We start from the raw sequence: 24867 nt of genomic DNA, 5'->3' as shown, positions 1-24867 counted from the left end.
TCACTGACTTGAGTCAGCTCACCGGGATTCACTCGTTTGCTGCCTTGCTGCAACCTCAATGACTTTGGGAAAATCCGTGGCACCTTGGCGCTGCAGCGGTGTTAGCTGCTCTCTCTCACCCGAATCACTGACTTGAGTCAGCTCATCGGGATTCACTCTGTTTAGGCAGCCGGTGCCGCGTCCTTGGTCTGTTCTGGTGCTTCTTCTTCGATGGTCAACTTCCAGCCGACCACGTCATCCCAGTATGCCTGCTCGCGTTCAAAATCCAGTTGCACCAGATTATTTTGTGCCAGATAACCCGCGGGGAAGCGCAATGTCCAGTGGCTGTCATCGGTTATCAGCCGCAGACTTTCCGGTGTAGTGGTCGATTGGCGCTGATTGTTTAGCAAGGTACTCAGACGCAATAATTGAATTAATGGCAAATAATACTTTTTCTTGAATAAATTCAACCGCGGCAGCTCATCCAGCTTAATGCCTTTACGATGCATACGGACCAGTGTTGCTAACAGCAATTGCTGCTCTTGATTGAAGCCCGGCAAGTTGGTGTTTTGCAGAATATAGGCAGAATGGCGGTGCATCCCGCTGTGATTAATGCTCAGGCCCACTTCGTGTAGCATTGCCGCCCATTTCAGCAGGGCTTCAAGCTGCGGCTGTACCAGCTTAGTATTCTGTGCCAGCCACTGGGTATAGAGTTGCTCGGTTGTCTCCAGCACCCGGCGGGCCTGTTCGCGATCAATATTATAGTGCTCCGCCAGGCTTTTGGCAGTGCGCTGACGGATATCCTGATGGCGGAAACGGCCTTCCATTTCATACAACACACCTTCGCGCAGCGCGCCATCCGATAAACGTAACTCTTTGACGGCTAATGCATCGAATACACCACACAAAATAGCCAGACCCGGAACAAATACCGATTGGCGATCTTCTGATAGCCCCGGCAGGCTCAGGGCCGAGAAGTGTTTGAATTGCAGCACTTGATCCACTAGCATTTCGAGACGTTCCGGCGTGATTAAGCCATCTTTCTCGCCCATCTCCACCAGCACTTCGTAGGTGGCTTTAATGGTGCCGGATGCGCCCAGCGCATACTGCCAGCCTTGAATTCGGTATTGCCACGCCAGATTTTCCAGCTTTTGGGCCGCCGCCAGACGGGCGCGCTTGAAGTTGGTTTTGCTGATTTCGCCATGGGGGAAGAACTGCTGGGCAAAACTGACACAGCCCATGCGGCGGCTCTCCACCAGCAGCGGTTCAAAGTCTTCACCAATCACTAACTCGGTGGAGCCACCACCAATGTCAATCACCAGCTTGCGGCCCTTCTCCGGCTGAGTATGCTCGACGCCCATGAAAATCAGACGCGCCTCTTCCTGACCGGAGATGATTTCGATGGGGTAAGGGATCACCTCAGCGGCGCGTTTAAGGAAGGTTTCCGCATTCGCTGCCTGGCGCAGTGAATGGGTGCCGACGATACAGACGTTGTCCGGTGAGAAACCCTGCAGGCGCTCAGCAAACAGCGCCAGACAGGCCAGACCCCGCTCAATGGCCTCTTCGCTGAGCATATTATTGCTATCCAGACCATCAGCCAGATGCACCCGCTGCTTTAGGCGGCCTAAAACCTGCAACGCGCCGTTGACGACGCGGGCGATCACCATATGGAAACTGTTAGATCCCAAGTCGATAGCCGCAATTTCCTGCGGTTTGGTGGTAGTCGAATTATTGGTTAGCGGCATAATTTTCGCCCTACTGCTCTGGTTGTTCCAGCGCTTTTAAATAATCATAGATGGCAATCTGTGCACGTACTTTGCGCCTGTTGCCACGCGGTACATAACGATTACTCAGTTCTTTATCAATATAACGGGCTTTTACTGTGTCGTTAAATAGCAGCTCTAAAATATCCAGCACCCGCTGCTTTAATTTCGGATCAAGCAGCGAGACCGCGACTTCGATACGGTAATCAATATTACGGGTCATCCAGTCAGCGGAGGAGAGATAGACCAGTTTGTCGCCTTTATTATCGAAGACGTAGACCCGGTCATGCTCCAGAAAACGGTCAACGATGCTGGTGACCTGAATATTATCGCTGATCCCCGGCATATTGGGGATTAATGAACACATCCCGCGCACTAATAATCTAACCTTCACCCCAGCACTGGAGGCGCTATATAACCTATCTACCAGCCCTTTATCCACTAAATTATTTATTTTCAGCGTAATTCCCGCGCTTTCACCCGCCTGAGCATGAATAATTTCCTGGTCAATCAATTGATAGAGCATGATGCGCGAGTTTTGTGGTGACACCATCAGATTATCAAACTTCACCGGGCGGTATGGATTCTCAATAAAGTTAAATACGCGCCGCACTTCATTGGTGATACGTGCATCGGCCGTCAGTAGTGAGTAGTCGGTATAAATTCGCGCGGTTTTTTCGTTAAAGTTACCGGTGCCAATATGGGCATAGCGCACGATTTCATCGCCTTCAAGGCGGGAAATAAGGAATAACTTGGCGTGGATCTTCAGGCCCGGCGCGGAGAAAATAACGTGTACACCCGCAGCAGTCAGGCTTTTGGCCCAATGAATATTAGCTTCTTCATCGAAACGCGCCTGTAACTCCACCACCACCGTGACTTTTTTGCCATTATGGGCGGCATGGATCATCGATTCAATAATACGTGAATCTTTGGCGACCCGATAAATATTGATTTTAATCGCCAAGACACTGGGATCAAATGATGCCTGGCGCAGCAGTTCTAATACGTGCTCAAAGGTGTGATACGGATAGTAGAGCAGTACATCCTGTTCACGAATAGCATCAAAGCCGTTGCGGAATTTATCAAACCAAACATGGCGCAGACGCGGCATGAGTTTGTTCACCAGATTGCTTTTACCGACATTGGGGAAGCTAATAAAATCTTTGAAATTATGATAACGGCCGCCGGCGATCACGGAATCATCGTTAGAGATACCGAGCTTGCCGCGCAGTAACTCCACCATTTCGTTGGGCATATCACGTTGATAAACAAAGCGTACCGGCTCTGCCGTCAGGCGCTGTTTCAGACTCGATGACATCAGTTCCAGCAGGCTGGACTCCATCTCAGTGACCAAATCATATTCGGCATCGCGGGTCATCTTCATCGAATAGGCATTTAGCGCGTCGTAATCAAAGAAGCCTTTGAAGATCTCATCGAGGCAATAGCGCAATATATTATCAAGTAATATCATTGGCTTGCGGCGGCGAGGGGCTTCTGGTGGTAAATTAACGAAGCGCGGCACTTTATCCGAAGGAATTTCCAGCAGGGCATAGGCAATATCCTGACCACGGATAATTTCCACTGCCAAATAGGTATAATCGTCTTTTAAAAACTGCACCAGATTGGTGTCATGGTTAATTAGAATAGGTGTGATGTGCTGGCGTAGATGCTGCTTAAAATAGAGCTTTAACCAGGCTTGCTGATTCTCGGAAATTTGCCGCTCATTAATCAGGAAGATCTGATTGCGCGCCATCTCCAGCAAAAGATCATTATACAGCCCATCAAATTCCTGGTCGGCTTTCACCACTTTGCTCTGAATTTTTTTCAGCAAGTGGCGCGAAGTCACGGCAGAGCCTTGCTCTTCGCTAATCAAAATGCGCCGCTTCAGATCGGCGAAACGGACTTTATAGAATTCATCCAAATTATTGGAGTAAATGCCAAGGAAGCGCATCCGCTCAATGAGTGGATTGCTCTTATCCGCTGCTTCTTGCAATACCCGCTCATTAAAGGCTAACCAGCTGAGTTCTTTCTCGATGTAGAGCTTTTCCTGACCCATTGCAACTCCAGTAAGATTATTGTGGGAGTATTTAGTGTCCGTAATCATTATTGCGAAAGAATGATAAGAAAGTCCAACAGATATCATTAGTTAACTTTATTAGGTAAACATCAAACCTATTGTCAGGTAAATAGCGCACAGATGTTGGGTGGGCGTCGCAAACATTGTCATGCAAATGCCACAAAAGTGACATAAAATGCTCGGTCATCTGGCGCTATGTTATAGCCATAAATTGTGGCCGGAGTGGTAACATAGACGGATACGGCGTAAGGGCATGGGGCAATCAAAGATGCAGCAGCAAGTGGGCGTAGTAACACCATCAGGGAGAGATAAGCGCCGGGCTGTCATTGATCGTCTGGTGCGCATGATGGTGACAGGCAGTGGCTTGCTGGTGTTGCTGACTCTGATGCTGATTTTCGTTTATTTATTGTACGCCGTCTTCCCTCTGTTTAAACCCGCCACTATCAGCTTGCATAATGAGTTTGCGGTCAATCGCAGCGCGCCAACCGCCGCACTCGGCCTTGATATTCAAGGGCAGGTGGCTTATCGCATTGATAATCAGGGCAAAGGATACTTTATTCGGCTCAATGCGCAGGGGGCGTCCCCGGCTGGCAGTCAGATCAGTGAGCAGACATTATCACCACCGCCGATATCAATCAGTCGCGCGGCAGGGGGGCAACCTCTATATGGGGTCGGTTTGAGCAATGGCCGACTTCTGCTGCTGCAACCTGATTTCTCGGCCACGCCACCACGCTGGCAATTTCCACTGGGCGAGCAACCGCGCTTTTTAGATTTGAAAGGCCAGCGCTTACACCATTTGGTGCTGGCGGAGCCGCAACCACAACAATTTACCCTGGCCGCCATGACTGAGGATGGCCGCTTGCTGGCCGGAACCTTTACTGCGCAGGGCCAACAAGTCAGCGAACTGACGGAGGTGCCGAAGGCCGATCAGCTGCTTTTGACCCCAGATGGGCGCTTGCTCTATCTGTTAGCGGGCAATCAGCTGTACATCTACCAATTGGGCGCCGAACTGACACTGCGCGAGGTGGTGTCGTTGCGAAATGATAAGCATGCCGCTGATGGCCCCTTAACCCTCGCTATATTGGCGGGCGGAAAATCCCTGTTGGTGCAATCGCCGGATGGCCAGTTAACCCAATGGTTTGATGTACGCAAAGCGCAGGATAACCCATTCCACTTAACACCTATCCGCACTTTTACCCCAGCGCTCAAGGGGTTACTGACCACCGAAAATAGGCGGCGGGTCTTTGCATCGTTGTCACCACAAGGGGAGTTATCCCTCTTCTCTAGCATCCAATCCGCACCGCTATTGCAACAAAAAATGGCTGAGGGGATCACTCATGCCGCATTCTCCCCTTGGGGCGATAATCTGCTGGTGGAGAGTGCCGCCGGTTGGTCCTTTTATCAGGTGGATAACCGCTATCCCGACATCAGTTGGCGCAGCTTGTGGCAACGGGTGTGGTATGAGAATTACCCGGAACCAGCTTATGTGTGGCAATCAAGCTCAGCCGAAGAGAGCTATCAGGCCAAATTCAGCTTAGTGCCGATCATTTTTGGCACATTAAAGGCCGCCAGTTACGCCATGCTATTTGCTATTCCACTGGCATTGGCGGGGGCCATTTACACCGCCTATTTCATGTCGGCGGGTCTGCGGCGCGTGGTGAAACCGGCCATCGAGATGATGGGGGCATTCCCGACCGTGGTGATTGGTTTGGTTGCCGGTATTTGGCTGGCTCCGGTGATTGAGAACTATCTGGCGGGCATTTTATTGCTCCCGCCACTGCTGGCATTGACCATCATCCTGTGCGGCTGGGGCACTACCCGATTGGCGGAAAAGGCTCAGTGGCGACTGCCGGCGGGCTGGGATGCCATTGTGCTGCTGCCGGTTATTCTGCTGACGGGGTGGCTGGCATTGTGGTTGGGGCCGAAACTGTCGATGTGGACGCTGGGGGGGCCGCTACATGAGTGGTTGGGTGACAACTACTCTCAGCGCAATGCGCTGGTGGTGGGGGTGGCGATGGGATTTGCACTGGTACCGGTGATTTTCTCGCTGGCGGAAGATGCGCTATTTAGTGTGCCGCCGTCGCTGAGTCAGGGGTCATTGGCGCTGGGGGCAACCCCCTGGCAGACCCTGGTGCGTGTGGTGTTGCCCTCGGCCTTCGCCGGTATTTTCTCCGCCCTGATGATCGGTTTTGGTCGTGCTGTGGGTGAGACGATGATTGTGTTGATGGCGACCGGTAACACGCCAATTATCGATGGCAGCATTTTTCAGGGGCTGCGCGCGATGGCGGCCAATATCGCCATTGAGATGCCGGAAGCGGTGGTGGGCAGTGGGCATTATCGGGTGCTGTTTTTGATGGCGTTAGTGCTGTTTTGCTTCACGTTTCTAGTGAATACGCTCGCCGAAGCCATTCGGTTACGGCTGCGTGAGCGCTACCAGATGGAGCGGATGGCATGACGACGACAGGTGCTATCAAAAAGTGGTTTGCCTCCGGCTCGCCGTGGATCTGGCTGACCGCCAGTGCCGTGAGTATCAGCCTATTGGCGCTGCTGGGGATCGTATTGCTGCTGGCGGGGCAGGGGATGCGCTATTTTTGGCCCGCGCCGGTTTATCTGTTTGAACTCAAGCAGACGGCTGCCGGCCCGGTCAGGGTGATTGGCGAAATTTATCAGCAACAGTCGCTGCCACGGCAACAACTCGAACAGGCCGGGGTGATTTTGCCGCCACAAACCGGTGAGACGGTGACCCGTTATCTGATTAAAACCGGCAATCGGGAGATTCAGGGGCAGGATTTTCATCGATTGCTGGAGAGTGATATCCAACAACGCACGCAACCTAAAGAGCTGTTGGTACTGGATCGGCAAAACAGTGGCACCGCTTACGGTTTTCTCGCCGGAATGCTGGATAACGACCAGCCACTGGTGGGTGATGATTTAGCGCAGGAGCTGCAAAAGCGCATTCCTGTCATTCAGAGGCTGGTCCGGCAGTCGAAAGATATTCAGTTCCGCCAGATAAATATGCTCAATCAGCAATTTGAGGCGTTGCGGCTACAGAAAAAACAGCTGCAAATGACCGGTTCGCTCGACAGCAAATCACAAGACAGTATTGAAGCCGAGTGGGGTGAGCTACAGCGCCGCCATCAGGCGATGATGGAGAAATTGCGGGGTCTGCAAACCGAGCAGAACCGCTATACCTTGTTGCTGCGGGATATGAATGGGCAAATTCACCCCCTGTCGCTCAGCCAGATCAACCGCGCCTGGTATCCCAATGAGATGAGTTTTGGGCAGAAATTGCGCCATTGGCTGGCACAAGTTCATCAGTTTTTGACCGATAATCCGCGTAATGCCAGCACCGAAGGCGGCGTCTTCCCAGCTATTTTTGGTACTGTGCTGATGGTGATACTGATGTCTATTGTCGTCATGCCGTTAGGGGTGATTGCGGCGGTCTATTTGCATGAGTATGCGGGTAAAAACTGGCTGACCCGTATGATTCGCATCTCCGTGGTGAATCTGGCGGGGGTGCCATCCATTGTCTATGGGGTATTTGGCCTCGGATTCTTTGTCTATTTTATCGGCGGATCACTGGATAAACTCTTTTATCCGCAAGCGCTGCCTAACCCGACATTTGGCACGCCGGGTGTGCTGTGGGCGGCCTTGACTCTGGCGCTACTAACACTGCCGGTGGTGATTGTCGCCACCGAAGAGGGGCTGGCTCGCATTCCGGTCAGTTTGCGACAAGGCTCGCAAGCGCTGGGGGCCAGTAAAGCCGAGACACTGTGGCACATCGTGTTGCCGATGGCAGCGCCAGCGATGATCACCGGGCTAATTTTAGCTGTGGCACGGGCGGCAGGTGAAACTGCCCCGCTGATGCTGGTGGGCGTGGTAAAATCAGCGCCGCTCTTGCCGGTGGATGGCATCTTCCCGTTCCTGCATTTGGAACGTAAATTTATGCATTTAAGCTTCCAGATCTACGATATGGCGTTCCAAAGCCCCAATGTGGAAGCTGCCCGCCCATTAGTCTTCGCCATCGCACTGCTGCTGGTGATCATCGTGGTTGGCCTTAATTTAGCGGCCATCGGCATTCGCCATCATTTACGTGAAAAGTACCGAGGTTTAATGCTGTGATTGAACTTTTTAACCCGCAGGACGAAATATGGGACTTTTGATGCCGGATGCGCTGCCACTATTTGATGTGCAGCAATTGAGTGACGAGCAAACGGCGCTGGCGGTCGAAAAGCTCAACTTATTCTATGGCGACAAACAGGTGCTGCACGATATTTCGTTTTGTGTGCCTAAGCACCGGGTGACTGCGCTGATTGGCCCGTCCGGTTGTGGTAAATCCACATTGCTGCGCTGCTTTAACCGCATGAATGATCTGCTGGATAACTGCCGTCTTGAGGGTGAAATCCGCTTGGGTGGCGAAATCATCACAGACAAAACTACCGATGTGGCCGCTTTGCGTCGGCGGGTCGGCATGGTCTTTCAACGGCCTAACCCATTCCCAAAATCAATCTATGAAAATGTGGTCTATGGCCTGCGCTTGCAGGGGGTTCGTGATCGTCGGCTGCTTGATGACGCTGTTGAGCGCTCACTGCGGGCGGCGGCGCTGTGGCATGAGGTGAAAGACCGCTTGCGGGAGAATGCGTTTCGTCTCTCCAGCGGCCAACAGCAGCGCTTAGTCATCGCCAGAGCCATTGCAATCGAGCCAGAAGTGTTGCTGCTGGATGAACCGACATCGGCCCTTGACCCTATCTCCACACTGACCATTGAAGAGCTGATCACCACGCTAAAACAGCAATATACCGTGGTGTTGGTGACCCATAACATGCAGCAGGCCGCGCGGGTGTCCGACTATACCGCCTTTATTCATCAGGGGAGTTTGGTGGAATATAACAATACTGATGCTCTGTTTACCTCACCCCATCAGCGCCGCACGGAAGATTATATTACCGGGCGTTATGGCTAGCGCTCCGTGGAGTGCGCAGGTTAGCTAAGGCTAGGGTCTTCACTGTATTTATTTTTCACCATTTAAGTTTACATTGTTACGTGTCGCTCGTTATTAAAGTAACTATTAAATGGAAATCTTAAGTGAAAGAGCTATTGATAACCCAGCCTGATTTTATGGAGACATTTAGTTGTGCGGGTACAGCCTGTCTTGATCACTGTTGCAAAGGCCAGAATGTCATACTCGATAGAAACCGCTATCAGAAATACATTAAAAGCCCCTACTCAGATATTAAACGTATTGCCATCACTCATATCTCTGTTACTCAAGATAGTCTCGCCTCTTGGGCCAATATTAGCCCCGATAATCAGGGTAATTGCCCCTTTCTTGATGAACAGCGGCTATGTCAGATTTATAAACATGCAGGTGTGAATGCGCTGGGTAATCGCTGTGCAACTTACCCTCGCGTTGAACATATCTATAAGAATCAAAAAATTAAAAGTATGTCACTCTCCTGTCCTGAGGTCACTCGACAGGTATTATTCTCGCCTGATGCATTAACCCTGCGATTTTCGATTATTAATCAATATGACTATTTTAAATCGCCGGATATTGTTGTCGAAGAGCGATTGGTCAATCGTGCTTGCGCGGCGATTGCAGCAATTCCGCAGGTGGATATCGCAGAAAATCTTTGGGCAATAAATTGCTTCTTGCACAAATATCAAGCTTGTAATGATGTGAACAGAAATAACATGGTTGAGATCGATAACCTGCGTAGTAAATTAATTTCTTCCATAGAGACCGGGCAAGCGGCCCAAGAATTAATGGCAGTAGAATATGATCCGGTTATCCGTGGCGAGTTATTAAATTGCCTGCACAATTTTATGGCACAGCTATCGGATGTTCGAGGAAAAAAAAGACTGACGGCCTATACCAATAGATTACTGACCAATTCCACCGATGAACAGATTGAACCCCACTGTTTTCGGCAGCAATTAACGACTGCCTGGCAGCAATATGCACTGCCATTTTTTATGGGGAATCCGTCTGTGTTGCGTAACTACTTTCTGTTTCGCATTCATCATGATCAATTGGCAATGGGCGGGGAGTTATCTGCGGTGGCTGCGTTTAATCTACAAATTATAGACTTCTTTTATTTGAAAATGCTAATCACGGCCCATGTAAATGAGTATGGGCAATTAGCTGAGGATGACGTGATTGGTATTGTCTACTCTTACCATGCCTGCCGTGAGTCTAGTGACAGTTTAAGCCAGCGCTTTATGCAGCAACTGACTGTTTATGCCATGAGAGATGATTTTCCGTTATTATCATTACTGATGTGAAATTAAGTTTAATTCCACAGCCTGTTGTGTCGCTTGTTATGGCTAAATAATCAGTGACTAATAGGATTTCATGTGGTGAAAAAATTACAAATTACTCAACCTAAGTTTGTGGAGCGTTTTAGTTGTGTCGGTTCTGCCTGCCGTGATCATTGCTGCAATAGTTGGAGCATCCAAATCGATAAAGATACGTACCGAAAATATAAGAATAGCCAGAATCAAAATATCAGAAATATAGCAATCAAAAATATTAAAGTGACACGAGATAGCCTAGAGAGTTGGGCCGAAATACGCCTTGATGATGACGGTAATTGCCCTTATCTTGATAAAGCTCGTTTGTGTGAGATTCATAAATGCTTAGGTGGTGAGGCACTAAGTAAAACCTGTTCCTCATATCCGCGTAGTAGCCATGAATACAAAATGGAAAAATTCAATACACTGACACTCTCCTGCCCCGAAGTTACCCGATTAGTATTATTTAGCCCAGATGCGTTTCTTGTTAATCAGGAAGAGATAAGCCAGCAGCACTACTTCAATAATAGAGAAATTAACGCAGAAGGGAAGATGATTAATGATTATTGTAATCAATTGATGACCACTCCACGGGAGAATATTGAAGAGAACATTTATGCAACTAATATTTTTATCCATTATTACCAGGACATCGACAAAACTGTTAAAGATAAAACTCAAATAATATCTGAAGGTTATACGGCAATTAGAAGTATGTTAACCTCTGGTCGTATGACTGAGGAGATGACCAGCATTCCTTTTAATGCTAATGTGCGCTGGCATTTTTTAATGGCATTTCAACGACAAATTGTTAACTCCCTATCTAGCAGAGGGAGAAAAACGATGATTAATTACATGGGTTTTTTAATCCATCATTTAATGAAAGACGTGGATGTCAATCAACTTGAAAAACGCATGAGTGAACTGAGTGAGGCTTGGAATAACAAAGTTATGCCTTTGCTCAATCAACACCCCCATATTTTGAGTAACTTTTTCTTGTATAACTTCTATCACCATCAGTTTGCGCTGAATAAAATTGATGAGATTGACAAGGAGTTTTATTCTTATGTCATGGATTTTTTCATTATAAAATCAGTTATCAGTGCTTTTGTCATATACAACAACACGCTAAGTGAAGATGACATAATCAATATTGTTTACTCATACAGTGTTTTCAGAATACACACCAAAAAATCACAGGAGTATTTATTAGGGAAAATAGATGAAATCAATGCGAGTGATAACATTACTTTATTAAATTTGTTGAATTGATTCTACTAATCACTATTGGGGCCGTGTGGCCCCTGTTTGGGCATAAATCAAGCACTCTTTATCGATGGCGTTTTATATTTAGCTAAATATTGTGGCTGAAAAATGCACATACGGATCACCGTACGGTATTCACCATTGATAAAGAACTCCTGCTTCAGTTCGCCTTCCACTTCAAAACCTAATTTGCCGTAGATATGAATGGCTTTTTTATTCTCTTTATCCACGATCAGATAAAGTTTGTACAAATTCAGCACAGAAAAACCGTATTCCATGGCCAGTTTTGCTGCGGTGCCAGCATGGCCTTTCCCTTGATGGGCTGGGTCTATAATAATCTGAAACTCAGCACGGCGATGAATATGGTTAATTTCAACTAACTCGACCAGCCCTACTTTTGTACCCTGACTTTCAATAATAAAGCGGCGCTCGCTCTGGTCATGAATATGCTTATCGTACAGATCAGAGAGTTCGACGAATGCCTCGTAAGGCTCCTCAAACCAATAGCGCATCACACTGGCATTGTTATCTAACTGATGGACAAACGGCAGATCATCCCGTTCAAGTGGGCGTAAACGGACGCTGCTAGTGGTAGACATGCTTATTCCTCATAGGGCGACAGCGGTTGCTGCCACAACGATTATATACTCTTCGTGCTTAAAGTTGCAGTGGGGGAGTGGTGACTTTGGGGATAACCTGAGTGCCAGGCTCCGCATAAGGCTTAAACATGAAGCATAAAAAAGGCGCTAACCGTAGAACGGCAGCGCCCTTAATCAATGCACTATTATCTGTAATGGAATCAATCTACTCTTCGGCGGCATAACCTTGTGCAGGTAAGCGCTTACCATCCAGCCAGGCTGCGTTATCTCGCATCGTCAGACGACCATCAGTAAACCAACCTACCACCAGCGGATAGATGCTGTGTTCCTGAGTTTGCACTCTCTCGATGACATCATCTTCAGTGTCATCACTGAAAATCGGCACTTTGGCTTGCAGGATCACCGGGCCGCCATCCAGCTCCTCAGTGACAAAATGCACTGAAGTGCCGTGCTCCTGATCACCGTTTTCCAGTGCCTGACGGTGAGTGTGCAGGCCAGGATATTTGGGTAGCAGGGAGGGGTGGATATTCAACATCCGGCCAGCATAGCGCTGGACAAACACGGGGCTAAGAATGCGCATATAACCGGCCAGTACCAGCAAATCGGGCTGATACTGGTCAATGGCTTGGGCCAATGCCGCATCAAAACTGGCGCGGTTAGCAAAGGCTTTGGCATCCAACCCATGGTGTGGAATACCCGCCAGCTTGGCACGTTCTAACCCATAAGCCGCAGTATTATTGCTAAATACAGCGCTAATCTGGCCTGAAATGCACCCTTGCTGCTGGGCTTCTATCAGTGCCTGCAGATTGCTTCCCTGGCCTGAAACCAAAACGACGATTTTTTTCATCATTACGGATTGATAATAACTTGTTCGGCGCCTTCGGCTGCCGCTGCGATCACCCCGATTTTCCAGGCTTTTTCGCCAGATGCTGTCAGCAACTCAACGGCACTATCTGCCAGTTCCGCAGGGAGAGCAACCACCATGCCGACACCACAGTTAAAGGTGCGGTACATTTCGTGGCGGCTCACATTACCAGCTTGCTGCAACCAGCTGAATACCGCAGGCCACTGCCAGCTAGCTTCATCGATAACAGCTTGAGTGCCTTGCGGTAATACCCGTGGAATATTCTCCCAGAAGCCGCCACCGGTCAGGTGAGCAATCGCATGAATATCAAGTTGTTCAATCAAGCTCAGAATGGATTTCACGTAGATTTTGGTCGGTTCCAGCAGATGGTCGGCCAGCGATTTACCTTCCAGCTGCGTCTGTTCTGGATTGGTGTTGCTGACTTCCAAAATTTTGCGAACCAACGAATAACCATTGGAGTGTGGGCCGCTGGCACCTAAGGCTACCAGCACATCACCCGGCGCCACTTTGCTGCCATCGATGATTTCAGATTTTTCGACCACGCCAACACAAAAGCCAGCAACGTCATAATCTTCGCCGTGGTACATGCCCGGCATTTCGGCGGTTTCGCCGCCGACCAGCGCACAACCTGACTGTTTGCACCCTTCGGCAATACCGGTAATGACACTGGCGGCGGTATCCACATCCAGTTTACCGGTGGCGAAGTAGTCGAGGAAGAACAGTGGCTCAGCGCCTTGAACTACCAGGTCGTTGACACACATGGCCACTAAATCGATACCGATGGTATCGTGGCGTTTCAGGTCCATCGCCAGACGCAGCTTGGTGCCCACGCCATCGGTGCCTGAAACTAAAATAGGTTCACGGTATTTTTGCGGCAAAGCGCACAGGGCACCGAAGCCGCCCAATCCACCCATGACCTCTGGGCGACGGGTCTGTTTAACCACACCTTTTATGCGATCAACAAGGTCATTGCCGGCATCAATATCTACACCTGCGTCTTTATAGCTGAGAGAGGTTTTGTTGGTCACTGCGAGGTCCCCACGGCGGTTGGCGGTTTAAGCATAGGAAGAAAACGCGACAATTCTAACAGCGCAGGCAAACGTTTGCGAGTAGCTTGTGATATCACGCTGATTTTTAGCTTTCTTGACTTAATAATGATTTTCTATTGATCTGAATCAGGCTATTGATTGTGGCGTTCAAAAAAAAAGGCGGTATAATCTCGCGATTTTTTTGGCCGCCAGTCGCCTAACCAGGAGAAAAATAATGAAGATCGTTGAGGTGAAACACCCGCTAGTAAAACATAAACTTGGTTTGATGCGTGAAAATGATATCAGCACGAAGCGTTTTCGCGAGTTAGCGTCTGAAGTGGGGAGTTTGCTGACTTACGTGGCAACCGCCGATTTGGAAACTGAAAAAGTGACCATCGAAGGTTGGAACGGGCCGGTTGAAGTTGAACAGATTAAAGGTAAGAAAATCACTGTTGTGCCCATTCTGCGTGCCGGTTTGGGCATGATGGAAGGGGTGTTGGAAAATGTACCAAGCGCCCGTATCAGTGTGGTGGGTGTCTATCGTGATGAAGAGACGCTAAAGCCGGTTCCTTACTTCCAGAAGCTGGTTTCCAATATCAATGAGCGTATGGCGTTAGTGGTTGACCCAATGCTGGCAACCGGTGGTTCGATGATTGCCACCATTGATTTGCTGAAAAAAGCGGGCTGCCAGAGCATTAAAGTCTTGGTATTGGTCGCGGCACCGGAAGGCATTAAAGCATTGGAGCAGGCCCATCCAGACGTTGAGCTATACACTGCCTCTATCGATCAGGGCCTGAACGAACAGGGTTACATCATCCCAGGGCTAGGTGACGCCGGGGATAAGATTTTCGGAACCAAATAAACGATGATAGCCGACTCGATAGTCGGCTTTTTTTTGAATAATTTTTAGCATATACCCTAAATAATTCGAGTTGCAGGAAGGCGGCAACTGAGTAAATCCCGATGAGTTGACGCGAGTCAATGATTCGGGTGAGCGAAAGAAGCCAACGTACATGCAGTTTGAAGTATGACGGGTATAAACCACACCATTGAAGAGGATAGAAGAATGAGCCGTCGCACCATTGGCGTCAGCGAGCGTCCACCGCTGCTCCAGACGATCCCCCTGAGTTTTCAACATTTGTTCGCCATGTTCGGTGCCACAGTTTTAGTTCCTATCCTATTTAAAATTAACCCGGCCACGGTGCTGTTGTTCAACGGCATCGGCACCTTACTCTATCTGTTCATCTGTAAGGGCAAGATCCCGGCTTATCTGGGTTCCAGTTTTGCGTTTATTTCGCCAGTTTTACTATTATTGCCATTAGGATACGAAGTTGCCTTGGGCGGTTTTATCATGTGCGGCGTGCTGTTCTGCCTGGTGGCGCTGATTGTGAAAAAAGCCGGTACTGGCTGGTTGGATGTGATATTTCCACCGGCGGCGATGGGGGCGATTGTCGCGGTTATCGGCCTTGAGTTAGCCGGTGTTGCTGCCGGAATGGCGGGGCTACTGCCAGCTCAGGGGGTGACGGTAGATTCAACCACCATTATCATCTCAATGGTGACCTTGGGGGTGACCATTTTAGGTTCGGTGCTGTTCCGTGGCTTCTTCGCCATTATCCCGATTCTGATTGGTGTATTGGTGGGTTATGCCTTGTCATTCGTGATGGGTGTGGTTGATTTAACACCCATTAGTGAAGCCCATTGGTTTGCTTTGCCGACCTTCTATACCCCCCGTTTTGAGTGGTTCGCTATTCTGACCATCTTGCCTGCGGCGCTGGTGGTGATTGCCGAGCATATTGGGCATCTGGTGGTGACCGCCAATATCGTAAAAAAAGATTTAATTCGTGACCCCGGCCTGCATCGTTCGATGTTTGCCAACGGTATTTCTACGGTGATCTCCGGTTTCTTCGGCTCCACGCCGAATACCACTTATGGCGAAAATATCGGTGTGATGGCGATAACCCGTGTTTATAGCACCTGGGTTATCGGTGGTGCGGCGATCCTGGCGATTATGCTCTCTTGTGTCGGTAAACTTGCTGCTGCCATTCAGGCGGTGCCGGTTCCTGTCATGGGTGGCGTTTCACTGCTGTTGTACGGCGTGATTGCGGCATCGGGTATCCGTGTGTTGATCGAGTCAAAAGTTGACTATAACAAGGCACAAAACCTGATTTTAACCTCGGTCATCTTGATAATCGGCGTGAGTGGCGCGAAAGTGAACATTGGCGCGACTGAACTTAAAGGCATGGCGCTGGCCACAGTGGTCGGTATCGGTCTGAGCCTGCTGTTCAAAGTGATCAGCTTGTTGCGCACGGAAGAAGAGATTCTCGATGCGGCGGAAGATAAGTCTGCGCACTAAAAAGTGAAATCTGGCCGAGCCGCTGTTGTCTGCGGAGCGCACATCTGTCGGTTCGGCCACTATTTCATCCCAGATCAGGTTTTTATGCTGTTGTTACTTTTTGTGTTAAGCTGACTCTGTTTTCCCGCCCGTTTTGTTGGTTGAGGTGCTTTTCTGAATACGCCGGCACAGCTTTCACTGCCACTTTATCTTCCCGATGATGAAACTTTTGCCAGTTTTTATCCGGGTGAGAACCCGTCGCTATTAGCGGCGATCCAGTCCGCTGTTCATCAATCCCACGGCAGTTACATCTATTTCTGGTCGCGCGAAGGCGGTGGCCGTAGCCATCTGTTACATGCCGCTTGCGCGGAGCTATCGCAACAAGGCGAGGCGGTAGGCTATGTCCCGCTGGATAAACGTGCCTACTTTGTACCAGAAGTGCTGGACGGCATGGAGCAGTTAGCGCTGGTTTGTATTGATAATATTGAGTGTATTGCCGGTGATGAGCAGTGGGAAATGGCGATGTTTAATCTCTATAACCGCATTGTAGAAACCGGTCGCACCCGCTTATTGATCACCGGTGATCGCCCGCCGCGGCAGTTAAATCTCGGTTTACCTGATTTGGCGTCTCGCCTTGATTGGGGCCAGATCTATAAATTGCAGCCGCTATCAGATGATGAAAAGTTGCAGGCTTTGCAGCTGCGCGCCAAATTACGTGGTTTTGAATTGCCGGAAGATGTGGGCCGCTTTTTGCTAAAACGACTGGATCGCGAGATGCGCACCCTGTTTACGACACTGGATCAGCTTGATCGGGCCTCTATTACCGCACAACGTAAACTGACTATCCCGTTTGTGAAAGATATCCTCAAGCTGTAATCCCCTGCATCCTTGACGTTGCAGGGTAGTGAGCTGCGGTCACTCACTGCCTGCAACACCAATGACTTTGGGTCGGGATCGTCAGCAGATTCATTCGCGCAACTTTTCGTCGTGATTAAGTCACGGCAAAATGTCCAACACCTGCTCTGGCGGTCGGCCAATACGCGCTTTGCCCTGATAAACCACGATAGGGCGCTCGATAAGTTTCGGGTTATCACTCATGGCTTGTAGCAACTTTTCTTGTGTCAGCGACGGGTCTGCCAGATCCAGCTCTTTGTAGAGCTCCTCTTTGGTGCGCATCAATTGTCGTGCATCACTAAAGCCCAACTGTTGCAGTAACTCTTTTAATGTCGCCACTGACGGCGGGGTGTCTAAATACAGAATCACCTGCGGCTTAATCCCCTGCTGTTCAACTAACGCAAGGGTTTCGCGGCTTTTGGAGCAGCGTGGATTATGATAAAACGTGACCTGTTTCATGGTAACTTTCCTTGCAATAATGCCTTGAGCTGAGCGCCATATTACCGGGCAGTCAGCAAGTTAACCCGATCTCATCAGGTTTTCTGGTATTTACGGAAGCGCTCATTCAATTGGCGCAACTGGTCAATACGGGCGTCATAACGTGCCTGCTCCAGACTCCCTAATTTCACCCGCGCGCTGGCGTCGCTAAGCAGGCCGATTGCCTGTGCCAACTTGCCACTTAATGCCAAACTCTCCGCTCGAGCGGCCAGTTCCTGATCGCGTAAATTCAATGCTGCCGCCGCTTGTGCCAATAGATCCCAACCATTCGGGTCGTTCGGATTGGCGAAAGTATAGCGATGCAGTATCTTGATGGCAGCAGCCGGTTGCCCGCCCTGAACATAAGCGTTGGCCAGATTGAGTTGCAATACCGGCTCATCATTCTGTTTTGCGGTGGCCGCTTGTAGGCGAGAGATGGCGGCTGCCGCTCTGTTTTGCCCCAAATCAATATCGGTCATCAAATCAAGGAACCAAATATTGCCCGGTTGCTGGGTTAACAGCGGCTGTAACTGATTGCGGGCGTCGTCGTATTTTTTGGCCTGATACAGCAAGATGGCCTGACCATATTTAGCTGCCAGTTGTTCGCGCACCGTGCCTTTGCTCAAGGTTTCCAGCAGATCTGGGGTCAGGCTATTCTCAGTTGAACCATACATGCCCAGAATACGAACTTTGGCGAATAGATAATCTTGTGATGAAGCGATAGGGTGCGGCTTCATTTGGTTGGCGCGGTTACGTGCATCAGATAATCGGCTATCGGGTAAGGGGTGAGTCAGCAGCATTTCTGGCGGTTTTGATGCATATCGTGACTGATCGGCTAGTTTTTGCAGGAAATTAGGCATGGCTTGCGGATCAAAACCCGAACGTTGCAGCACTTGAATGCCAATGCGGTCAGCCTCCTGCTCATTGCCCTGAGTAAAGCTGATGATACCTTGCTGAGCGCCCGCCAGCGTGCCACTTAAGCCCGCCATACCAGCTTGTGGGCTGGCCATGGTCAACAGGATCGAGCCTAATACCCCGACCCATGTTAACGGAGCCATACGTTGCTGCTCTTCCATGGCCCGCGCCAAATGGCGTTGAGTGACATGAGATATTTCATGGGCTAATACTGATGCCAACTCACTTTCGTTATCGGTATAACGGAACAGCGCGGAGTGGAGCACCACGTTGCCACCAAAGAAAGCAAAGGCGTTAATCTGGTCGTTATTGACCAGATAGAAATGGAAGGGGGTGCGAACTGAGTTGGCATTGGCAACCAGCCGTTTACCCAGCGTATTGATATATTGCGTCAATAGCGGATCATAAATGAGTGGTGTACTGGCGCGCATTTGGCGGACATAGAAATCCCCCATCGCCAGTTCCTGATCGATGCTCAAAGTCGCCCCGGCTGAAGTACCGATATCGGGCAGCAAGTCTTGTGTCTCAGCGCTAGCGGGTATTGTGCTGGTGAGCAGCAAGCTACTGAGCAGTGCTGCAAGCACTCTCTTACGTAATCGGCCCGTTTGATTAAACCGACCTGTGTTACTCAACCGATAAGTCATAACTGAAGCTGCCCCTGCCAATGTAATGACAATTAGACTCCGAGATGTGTAAGAGTTCTTCTTCCTTGCTCTGCTCTCCAGTACAATCATCACGAAAGCGAGCTATATCACAAAAATAGGTTCAAATAGGTCAAAAGCTAAGCTCAGCATCCATTGCTGAGACTCGTAACTATCTTAGCCAGCCTGCGAGTATAAAGAAATAGTTATAACTTAATGGATACCTAGGCAATGGCGCTATGGAAGAGCCGACACATCAATTTTACCTTCGGGTTGTGCCTCTGTTGAGCGAGGCGGTTTAAGGAGTTCGCCAATTTGCGGATCCCTCATGGTTTTTAAGGAGCAATTTCGGATGCTAGAGCTGTTGTTACAGTGGTATCGTCGGCGTTTTACCGACCCGCAGGTTATCGCTTTACTGGTTATTCTGTTGGCTGGATTCTGCATTCTCTATTTCTTCAGCGGTATTTTGGCCCCGCTACTGGCGGCAATCGTACTGGCGTATCTACTGGAGTGGCCGACGGCTCGATTACAGCGTGTTGGTTGTTCACGCCTTTGGGCCGCCACTATTGTACTGGTGGTTTTTGGCAGTATCACCTTGTTAGCGGTGTTTGTCGTGGCACCGACGGTCTGGCAACAGGGCAATAATCTGATCTCAGACATGCCGAAAATGCTAAATAAATTCAACGCATTTGCTCAAACACTGCCCTCGCGTTATCCCGCACTGGTGGATGCCGGGATCGTCGATATGATGGCGGAAAACCTGCGTAACAAGCTCTCCGGCATGGGGGAATCCGTGGTTAAATTCTCGGTAGCCTCATTAATTGGCTTGCTGACACTGGCTATCTATTTGATTTTAGTGCCATTGATGCTGTTTTTCCTGCTCAAAGACAAAGAGCAGATGTTGAATGCAGTGCGCCGTGTTCTGCCGCGTAATCGTGGCCTTGCCGGGCAGGTTTGGCTGGAGATGAACCAACAGATTACCAACTATATTCGCGGCAAAGTGGTGGAGATGGTTGTTGTCGGCATAGCCACCTATTTAGTGTTCTTTATTATGGGCATGAATTACTCGCTATTATTGGCGGTACTGGTCGGCTTCTCGGTTTTGATCCCCTATATTGGCGCGGTGATTGTTACCATTCCGGTGGTACTGGTGGCGCTATTCCAGTGGGGGCTTGGTGCTGATTTCTGGACCCTTTTTGTCGCCTATCTGGTGGTGCAGGGGCTGGATGGCAACTTGCTGGTGCCAGTACTGTTCTCGGAAGCCGTCAATCTACATCCGCTGGTTATTATTCTGTCGGTGATCATTTTTGGCGGAATGTGGGGCTTTTGGGGGGTATTCTTTGCTATCCCATTGGCGACCTTGGTCAAAGCCGTTATCCACGCCTGGCCGGAAGAGCGGCTTCTTGAGGCGGATTAATTAACGGAAGCGATACTCTATTTTGACTGAATAAACAGTCGATTGAGCCAATAAAAAAGAGCGCCTAAACGCTCTTTTTTGCTTTTTATGGGTAATGAGACCACTTAGGCACTTTGGCGTAAATAGTCCATCACGATATCGTGGTGGTTGGTGGTTTTGAAATTATCAAACACATGCTCCACCTTACCGTCGGCATCAATTAAGAAGCTGATGCGGTGGATACCATCGTAGGTTTTACCCATAAAACTTTTCTCGCCCCAAACGCCAAACTGTTCTGCAACCTGATGATCTTCATCAGACAGCAAAGTGAAATTCAGCAGCTCTTTCTCCGCGAAACGCGACAGTTTTTCAGGTTTGTCGGTGCTAATACCCAGCACTTCGACACCCGCGCTCTTTAATTCATCCATGTTGTCCCGCAGACCACAGGCCTGAACAGTACAGCCCGGAGTCATGGCTTTAGGATAAAAATAAACCAAGACACGTTGTCCCTGGAAGTCGGCCAAACTAATTTGCTCGCCATCTTGGTCGGGCAAGCTAAAGTTCGGCGCTAAATCACCGGCTTTCAATGGGCTCATTACTAACTCTCCATTCGTGAGTCATGCTGTGGATAGTTCACAATGCTAATACTGCCTTGCGCATTGAGTTCTGTACATAGCTGATAAAAAGCGTGTTCAATTATCGAACTGTTTTGGCTGGCGGGACTGTGCGCACTCATCTGAATATGCAACCGAGGAGGCGTGTCGCCTTCAGCCGGTTGAGTTTTGGAAACCAACTCCGCGATATTCATATTGTGGCAATGAAACAGGTTGGTAAAGCGTTCAATAATATGTGGGGAGTCATTCACTTCAACTTTTACCCAGACTGTCGCCGGCATCGCTTTCTGCTCTTGGGCGTTGGTTCGCTTCATCACAATCAGCAAATCAAGCTCTGCGCCCTTTTGCGGTAAGGTTGATTCCAGCAGGGTAATGGCATTCCAACTGCCTGAAAGTAACATAATAAATGTGAACTCTTCACCGAACATGGCCAGACGGCTATCTTCAATATTACAACCGCAGCTACTGACATGGCGGGTGATGGTATTCACGATCCCAGGGCGGTCAGCACCCAGTGCGGTAATGACCAGATAATGTTCATCAAGCTGCGGCAAAATCGCTCTTCCTGTCATGCTCTTTGGGGTTACCATGGTAAACATAAAAAAAACCTGCTGCCAAGCGCTTACAACACAGTTGTTTGCTTGCTTTTGGATAGAGGTCAAAAGTACCATGAGTAACTTGTTTAAGGAGGGGGTGGGCAATGTTTACGGGAAGTCCGATGTTTACAGGCAACGCAATGTTTACAGGTAGCATAGTTGCACTGGTAACGCCGATGGACGACAAAGGTGCTGTCGATCGTGCGAGCCTTAAGAAACTAATTGATTATCATGTCGCCAGCGGTACTGCGGCGATTGTCTCCGTGGGCACCACGGGAGAGTCAGCCACACTGAACCATGACGAGCATGTCGATGTGGTGATGCAGACCCTCGAACTGGCTGATGGCCGCATTCCCATCATTGCTGGAACCGGTGCTAATGCCACCTCCGAAGCAATTTCTCTCACGCAACGGTTCAATAACACCGGTGTGGTGGGTTGCTTGACTGTGACGCCATATTATAACCGGCCAATGCAGGAAGGGTTATATCAGCACTTCAAAGCGATCGCTGAAAGTACCGATTTACCACAAATTCTCTATAATGTGCCTTCGCGTACTGGTTGCGATATGTTACCGCCAACCATCGCCCGCTTAGCCAAGATTAAAAATATTGTTGCTGTTAAAGAGGCAACAGGGAACTTAAGTCGTGTTAGTCAGATCCAAGTGCTGGTTGATGATGAAGATTTCATCCTGCTCAGTGGTGACGATGCGAGCGGACTGGACTTTATGCAACTGGGCGGCAAAGGGGTTATTTCGGTGACGGCGAACATCGCTGCGCGTGAAATGGCTGAACTTTGTGCATTGGCTGCACAAGGCAACTTTGCACAAGCACGCCGTTTGAATCAGCGCTTGATGCCATTGCATCAGCATTTATTTGTAGAAGCAAACCCAATTCCGGTGAAATGGGCCGCAAAGCAACTGGGATTAATGGCGAATGACACTTTGCGTCTGCCAATGACCCCGCTGACTGATCCGGCTAAACGGATTGTGGAAGACGCGCTGAAAAGCGCAGGTTTGCTGTAACTCTTAGGGAAATTTGATGGCAATAACATTGCAAAAGTCGACAGTGGTCACGGTAGTGGGTGTTTCGCTAGCCATGCTGCTGGCAGGCTGCACCACTGACCAACGCTACAAACGCCAGGTTGGTGGTGATGAATCTTATCTGGAAGCGCCGGGGCTGAAACCGCTTAACTCACCAGCAGGGATGATTTTGCCGGTACAAAATGGCGATTTTGATGTCCGTTCCGTCAACTCTCAAGGCGCTGTGGGTAAACAGTTGGACATCCGTCCTCCGGTACAACCACTGGCATTGTTAAGCGGCTCTCGCGCTGAAAATGCTAACGATACCAGCAAGCTATTGTTAGAAAATAGCCCGCAAAACCGTAATCTGTGGGCGCAGGTTACCCGCGTCCTGCAAGATAAAAACTGGGCGATAGCCAGCCGTCAGGATGCCAGCCAAACACTGACCACTGACTGGATCAAATGGAACCGCGCCGATGAAGACGTGCAGTTTGAAGGCCGTTATCAGATAAGTGTGCAGGAGCAGGGTTATCAGTTGGTATTGGTGGTGAAATCCCTTGCTCTACAGCAAGGCGGTCAGCCAGTAACCAGCTATACCGAAATCCAGCGCTACAACGGCGCAATGCTGAATACCATTATCGAAGGTTTGGATAAGGTCCGTTCTGACAGCGAAAGCAGTCAGGCCGCCCGTAAGGTTGGCTCGCTAGATGTTCAAAGCGGTAGCGATGATACCGGCTTACCACAACTGATTGTCCGCGCACCTTATGCTGTGCTGTGGGAACGCCTGCCAGCCGCACTTGAGAAAATCGGCATGAAAGTTACTGACCGTAGCCGTCCGCAAGGTTCAATTAACGTGACCAACAAATCCATGAGCAGCAGTGGCTGGGATGCGTTGGGGGCCAAAGACCCTGAACTGCCAGAAGGTGATTACAAGCTGCAAGTCGGTGACCTTGATAACCGCAGTAGTTTGCAATTCATCGGTCCGAAAGGGCACACCCTAACCCAGTCGCAGAATGATGCACTGGTCGCGGTGTTCCAGGCGGCGTTTAGCCAGACAAGCGCCACAAGTACCAAATAAAACCAAAGGGGCTTCGGCCCCTTTCCCTTTACACCCGTCATACTTTAAGCTGCATGTGCGTTGGCTATGTTCAATTATCCGAATCACTTACTTATGTAAGCTCATCGGGATTCTCTCTTGCCGCCTTCCTGCAACTTGAACTATTTAGGGCTTATCCATTTTATGGCGAGTTATATTTTCACATTACTGGAGTAATAAAATGCAAAAGCTAGCTGAGTTGTATCGTGGGAAGGCGAAGACCGTCTATACCACCGAAAATCCTGACCTATTGGTATTGGAGTTCCGTAACGATACGTCAGCACTGGATGGTCAGCGCATTGAGCAATTCGATCGTAAGGGCATGGTAAACAACAAATTTAACCATTTTATTATGGCTAAATTAGAAGCGGCCGGTATTCCTACTCAAATGGAAGCTTTGCTGTCTGATACCGAAGTGCTGGTAAAAAAACTGGAAATGATCCCGGTTGAATGCGTTATCCGCAACCGTGCTGCTGGCTCGTTGGTAAAACGTCTGGGTATTGAAGAGGGCATAGAACTGAATCCACCGCTGTTTGACCTGTTCTTGAAAAATGATGCAATGCACGACCCGATGGTTAACGAGTCTTACTGCAAAACTTTTGGTTGGGCAACAGAAGCACAATTAGCGCGGATGAAAGAGCTGAGCTATTTGGCCAATGACGTGCTGAGCAAACTGTTTGACGATGCCGGTTTAATCCTGGTGGACTTCAAGCTGGAGTTTGGCCTGTTCAACGGTGAAGTGGTATTGGGTGATGAGTTCTCGCCTGATGGCAGCCGTTTGTGGGATAAAAAGACCCTCAACAAGATGGATAAAGACCGTTACCGTCAGAGCCTGGGTGGTTTGATTGAAGCCTACGAAGAAGTTGCACACCGTATCGGCGTTAAATTAGACTAACTGCGCAATCGATTACGTTTTCGCTGGCGTTACTGCTCTAAGGGGAGATAGCCTCTATCTCCCTTCAATAAACTTCTCTCATCCCTATCATCTTTGAATCAAATCCCCCAACACACCAATC

At 49.4% G+C, this 24867-nt stretch carries 21 protein-coding genes; 12 read left to right on the top strand and 9 right to left on the bottom strand.

The annotated features are described in order from the left end of the window. Nucleotides 1-161 precede the first annotated feature (161 nt). Both ppx and ppk1 read right to left on the bottom strand, forming a co-directional pair. Nucleotides 162-1724: an exopolyphosphatase gene (gene ppx, locus AACW11_RS00400; RefSeq protein ID WP_212585479.1), complete on the bottom strand. Its 1563-nt coding sequence runs from the start codon at nucleotides 1722-1724 to the stop codon at nucleotides 162-164. A gap of 10 nt (nucleotides 1725-1734) precedes the next feature. Beyond that, nucleotides 1735-3798 carry a polyphosphate kinase 1 gene (gene ppk1, locus AACW11_RS00395; RefSeq protein WP_212585478.1) on the bottom strand — a complete coding sequence of 688 codons (2064 nt, stop codon included), beginning with the start codon at nucleotides 3796-3798 and terminating at the stop codon, nucleotides 1735-1737. 274 nt (nucleotides 3799-4072) lie between these two features. Here ppk1 and AACW11_RS00390 point away from each other — a divergent pair, with 274 nt between their 5' ends. The 5 genes from AACW11_RS00390 (at nucleotide 4073) to fliB (AACW11_RS00370) (ending at nucleotide 11385) form a co-directional block, all read left to right on the top strand. Then, complete coding sequence (locus tag AACW11_RS00390; RefSeq protein WP_212585477.1) at nucleotides 4073-6274, top strand: ABC transporter permease subunit; 2202 nt, start codon at nucleotides 4073-4075, stop codon at nucleotides 6272-6274. Beyond that, on the top strand, nucleotides 6271-7941 hold the full coding sequence (gene pstA / locus AACW11_RS00385; protein WP_212585476.1) for a phosphate ABC transporter permease PstA: 1671 nt from the start codon (nucleotides 6271-6273) through the stop codon (nucleotides 7939-7941). The genes AACW11_RS00390 and pstA overlap by 4 nt, the downstream gene beginning before the upstream one ends. Nucleotides 7942-7969: 28 nt before the next feature. Then, a complete protein-coding gene (gene pstB / locus AACW11_RS00380; RefSeq protein ID WP_212585475.1) occupies nucleotides 7970-8782 on the top strand; it encodes a phosphate ABC transporter ATP-binding protein PstB in 813 nt (270 codons plus the stop codon). Nucleotides 8783-8904: 122 nt separating this feature from the next. Beyond that, on the top strand, nucleotides 8905-10104 hold the full coding sequence (gene fliB, locus AACW11_RS00375; protein WP_212585474.1) for a flagellin lysine-N-methylase: 1200 nt from the start codon (nucleotides 8905-8907) through the stop codon (nucleotides 10102-10104). A 75-nt stretch (nucleotides 10105-10179) separates the two neighbouring features. Next, nucleotides 10180-11385: a flagellin lysine-N-methylase gene (fliB, locus tag AACW11_RS00370; RefSeq protein ID WP_212585473.1), complete on the top strand. Its 1206-nt coding sequence runs from the start codon at nucleotides 10180-10182 to the stop codon at nucleotides 11383-11385. 47 nt (nucleotides 11386-11432) lie between these two features. On the opposite strand, the gene speG is transcribed toward fliB (AACW11_RS00370), so the two are convergent. The 3 genes from speG to purM form a co-directional block, all read right to left on the bottom strand. Beyond that, complete coding sequence (gene speG, locus AACW11_RS00365) at nucleotides 11433-11978, bottom strand: spermidine N1-acetyltransferase (RefSeq protein WP_212585472.1); 546 nt, start codon at nucleotides 11976-11978, stop codon at nucleotides 11433-11435. A gap of 205 nt (nucleotides 11979-12183) precedes the next feature. Beyond that, nucleotides 12184-12825 (bottom strand): phosphoribosylglycinamide formyltransferase, encoded by a 642-nt coding sequence (purN, locus tag AACW11_RS00360; protein ID WP_212585531.1) that lies wholly within the window; start codon nucleotides 12823-12825, stop codon nucleotides 12184-12186. Nucleotides 12826-12827: 2 nt separating this feature from the next. Continuing rightward, nucleotides 12828-13871, bottom strand: coding sequence for a phosphoribosylformylglycinamidine cyclo-ligase (gene purM / locus AACW11_RS00355; RefSeq protein ID WP_212585471.1), 1044 nt, complete (start codon nucleotides 13869-13871; stop codon nucleotides 12828-12830). Between the two features lie 235 nt (nucleotides 13872-14106). On the opposite strand from purM, the gene upp reads away from it, so the two are divergent. The 3 genes from upp to hda all read left to right on the top strand — a co-directional run bounded on the left by upp (nucleotide 14107) and on the right by hda (nucleotide 17079). Then, nucleotides 14107-14733, top strand: a complete 627-nt coding sequence (upp, locus tag AACW11_RS00350) for a uracil phosphoribosyltransferase (protein WP_212585470.1) — start codon at nucleotides 14107-14109, stop codon at nucleotides 14731-14733. A 204-nt stretch (nucleotides 14734-14937) separates the two neighbouring features. Then, a complete protein-coding gene (uraA, locus tag AACW11_RS00345; RefSeq protein WP_099460514.1) occupies nucleotides 14938-16224 on the top strand; it encodes a uracil permease in 1287 nt (428 codons plus the stop codon). A 153-nt stretch (nucleotides 16225-16377) separates the two neighbouring features. After that, nucleotides 16378-17079 carry a DnaA inactivator Hda gene (gene hda / locus AACW11_RS00340; protein WP_212585530.1) on the top strand — a complete coding sequence of 234 codons (702 nt, stop codon included), beginning with the start codon at nucleotides 16378-16380 and terminating at the stop codon, nucleotides 17077-17079. 120 nt (nucleotides 17080-17199) lie between these two features. On the opposite strand, the gene arsC is transcribed toward hda, so the two are convergent. Beyond that, nucleotides 17200-17556, bottom strand: a complete 357-nt coding sequence (gene arsC / locus AACW11_RS00335; RefSeq protein ID WP_212585469.1) for an arsenate reductase (glutaredoxin) — start codon at nucleotides 17554-17556, stop codon at nucleotides 17200-17202. Nucleotides 17557-17630: 74 nt separating this feature from the next. Further along, nucleotides 17631-19133 (bottom strand): beta-barrel assembly-enhancing protease, encoded by a 1503-nt coding sequence (locus AACW11_RS00330; protein ID WP_212585468.1) that lies wholly within the window; start codon nucleotides 19131-19133, stop codon nucleotides 17631-17633. A 349-nt stretch (nucleotides 19134-19482) separates the two neighbouring features. Here AACW11_RS00330 and AACW11_RS00325 point away from each other — a divergent pair, with 349 nt between their 5' ends. Next, entirely contained in the window at nucleotides 19483-20547 is a 1065-nt protein-coding gene (locus AACW11_RS00325; protein WP_212585467.1) for an AI-2E family transporter, read from the top strand. A gap of 104 nt (nucleotides 20548-20651) precedes the next feature. Here AACW11_RS00325 and bcp read toward each other — a convergent pair whose 3' ends face one another. After that, on the bottom strand, nucleotides 20652-21122 hold the full coding sequence (gene bcp, locus AACW11_RS00320) for a thioredoxin-dependent thiol peroxidase (RefSeq protein ID WP_005273287.1): 471 nt from the start codon (nucleotides 21120-21122) through the stop codon (nucleotides 20652-20654). A 2-nt stretch (nucleotides 21123-21124) separates the two neighbouring features. Beyond that, nucleotides 21125-21694, bottom strand: coding sequence for a glycine cleavage system transcriptional repressor (locus tag AACW11_RS00315; RefSeq protein ID WP_212585529.1), 570 nt, complete (start codon nucleotides 21692-21694; stop codon nucleotides 21125-21127). A 182-nt stretch (nucleotides 21695-21876) separates the two neighbouring features. On the opposite strand from AACW11_RS00315, the gene dapA reads away from it, so the two are divergent. From dapA to purC, 3 genes are all read left to right on the top strand, one after another. After that, nucleotides 21877-22758, top strand: a complete 882-nt coding sequence (gene dapA, locus AACW11_RS00310; RefSeq protein ID WP_138775208.1) for a 4-hydroxy-tetrahydrodipicolinate synthase — start codon at nucleotides 21877-21879, stop codon at nucleotides 22756-22758. A gap of 16 nt (nucleotides 22759-22774) precedes the next feature. Continuing rightward, nucleotides 22775-23833, top strand: a complete 1059-nt coding sequence (gene bamC / locus AACW11_RS00305) for an outer membrane protein assembly factor BamC (protein ID WP_212585466.1) — start codon at nucleotides 22775-22777, stop codon at nucleotides 23831-23833. A 199-nt stretch (nucleotides 23834-24032) separates the two neighbouring features. Beyond that, nucleotides 24033-24746, top strand: coding sequence for a phosphoribosylaminoimidazolesuccinocarboxamide synthase (gene purC, locus AACW11_RS00300; RefSeq protein ID WP_212585465.1), 714 nt, complete (start codon nucleotides 24033-24035; stop codon nucleotides 24744-24746). Nucleotides 24747-24867 lie beyond the last annotated feature (121 nt).

Source organism: Yersinia sp. Marseille-Q3913 (genome assembly GCF_963892745.1).
Classification (GTDB): domain Bacteria; phylum Pseudomonadota; class Gammaproteobacteria; order Enterobacterales; family Enterobacteriaceae; genus Yersinia; species Yersinia bercovieri.
The sequence above is the reverse complement of the archived record's forward strand: the minus strand, read 5'-3'. Positions and strand labels throughout refer to the sequence as shown.

Coding starts and splice junctions, on each gene's coding strand:
- AACW11_RS00330 (WP_212585468.1), bottom strand. CDS start 19,133: ATGACTTATCGGTTGAGTAACACAGGTCGGTTTAATCAAACGGGCCGA.
- ppk1 (WP_212585478.1), bottom strand. CDS start 3,798: ATGGGTCAGGAAAAGCTCTACATCGAGAAAGAACTCAGCTGGTTAGCC.
- speG (WP_212585472.1), bottom strand. CDS start 11,978: ATGTCTACCACTAGCAGCGTCCGTTTACGCCCACTTGAACGGGATGAT.
- pstB (WP_212585475.1), top strand. CDS start 7,970: ATGGGACTTTTGATGCCGGATGCGCTGCCACTATTTGATGTGCAGCAA.
- upp (WP_212585470.1), top strand. CDS start 14,107: ATGAAGATCGTTGAGGTGAAACACCCGCTAGTAAAACATAAACTTGGT.
- pstA (WP_212585476.1), top strand. CDS start 6,271: ATGACGACGACAGGTGCTATCAAAAAGTGGTTTGCCTCCGGCTCGCCG.
- AACW11_RS00390 (WP_212585477.1), top strand. CDS start 4,073: ATGGGGCAATCAAAGATGCAGCAGCAAGTGGGCGTAGTAACACCATCA.
- purC (WP_212585465.1), top strand. CDS start 24,033: ATGCAAAAGCTAGCTGAGTTGTATCGTGGGAAGGCGAAGACCGTCTAT.
- bcp (WP_005273287.1), bottom strand. CDS start 21,122: ATGAGCCCATTGAAAGCCGGTGATTTAGCGCCGAACTTTAGCTTGCCC.
- purN (WP_212585531.1), bottom strand. CDS start 12,825: ATGAAAAAAATCGTCGTTTTGGTTTCAGGCCAGGGAAGCAATCTGCAG.
- uraA (WP_099460514.1), top strand. CDS start 14,938: ATGAGCCGTCGCACCATTGGCGTCAGCGAGCGTCCACCGCTGCTCCAG.
- ppx (WP_212585479.1), bottom strand. CDS start 1,724: ATGCCGCTAACCAATAATTCGACTACCACCAAACCGCAGGAAATTGCG.
- bamC (WP_212585466.1), top strand. CDS start 22,775: ATGGCAATAACATTGCAAAAGTCGACAGTGGTCACGGTAGTGGGTGTT.
- AACW11_RS00325 (WP_212585467.1), top strand. CDS start 19,483: ATGCTAGAGCTGTTGTTACAGTGGTATCGTCGGCGTTTTACCGACCCG.
- dapA (WP_138775208.1), top strand. CDS start 21,877: ATGTTTACAGGTAGCATAGTTGCACTGGTAACGCCGATGGACGACAAA.
- arsC (WP_212585469.1), bottom strand. CDS start 17,556: ATGAAACAGGTCACGTTTTATCATAATCCACGCTGCTCCAAAAGCCGC.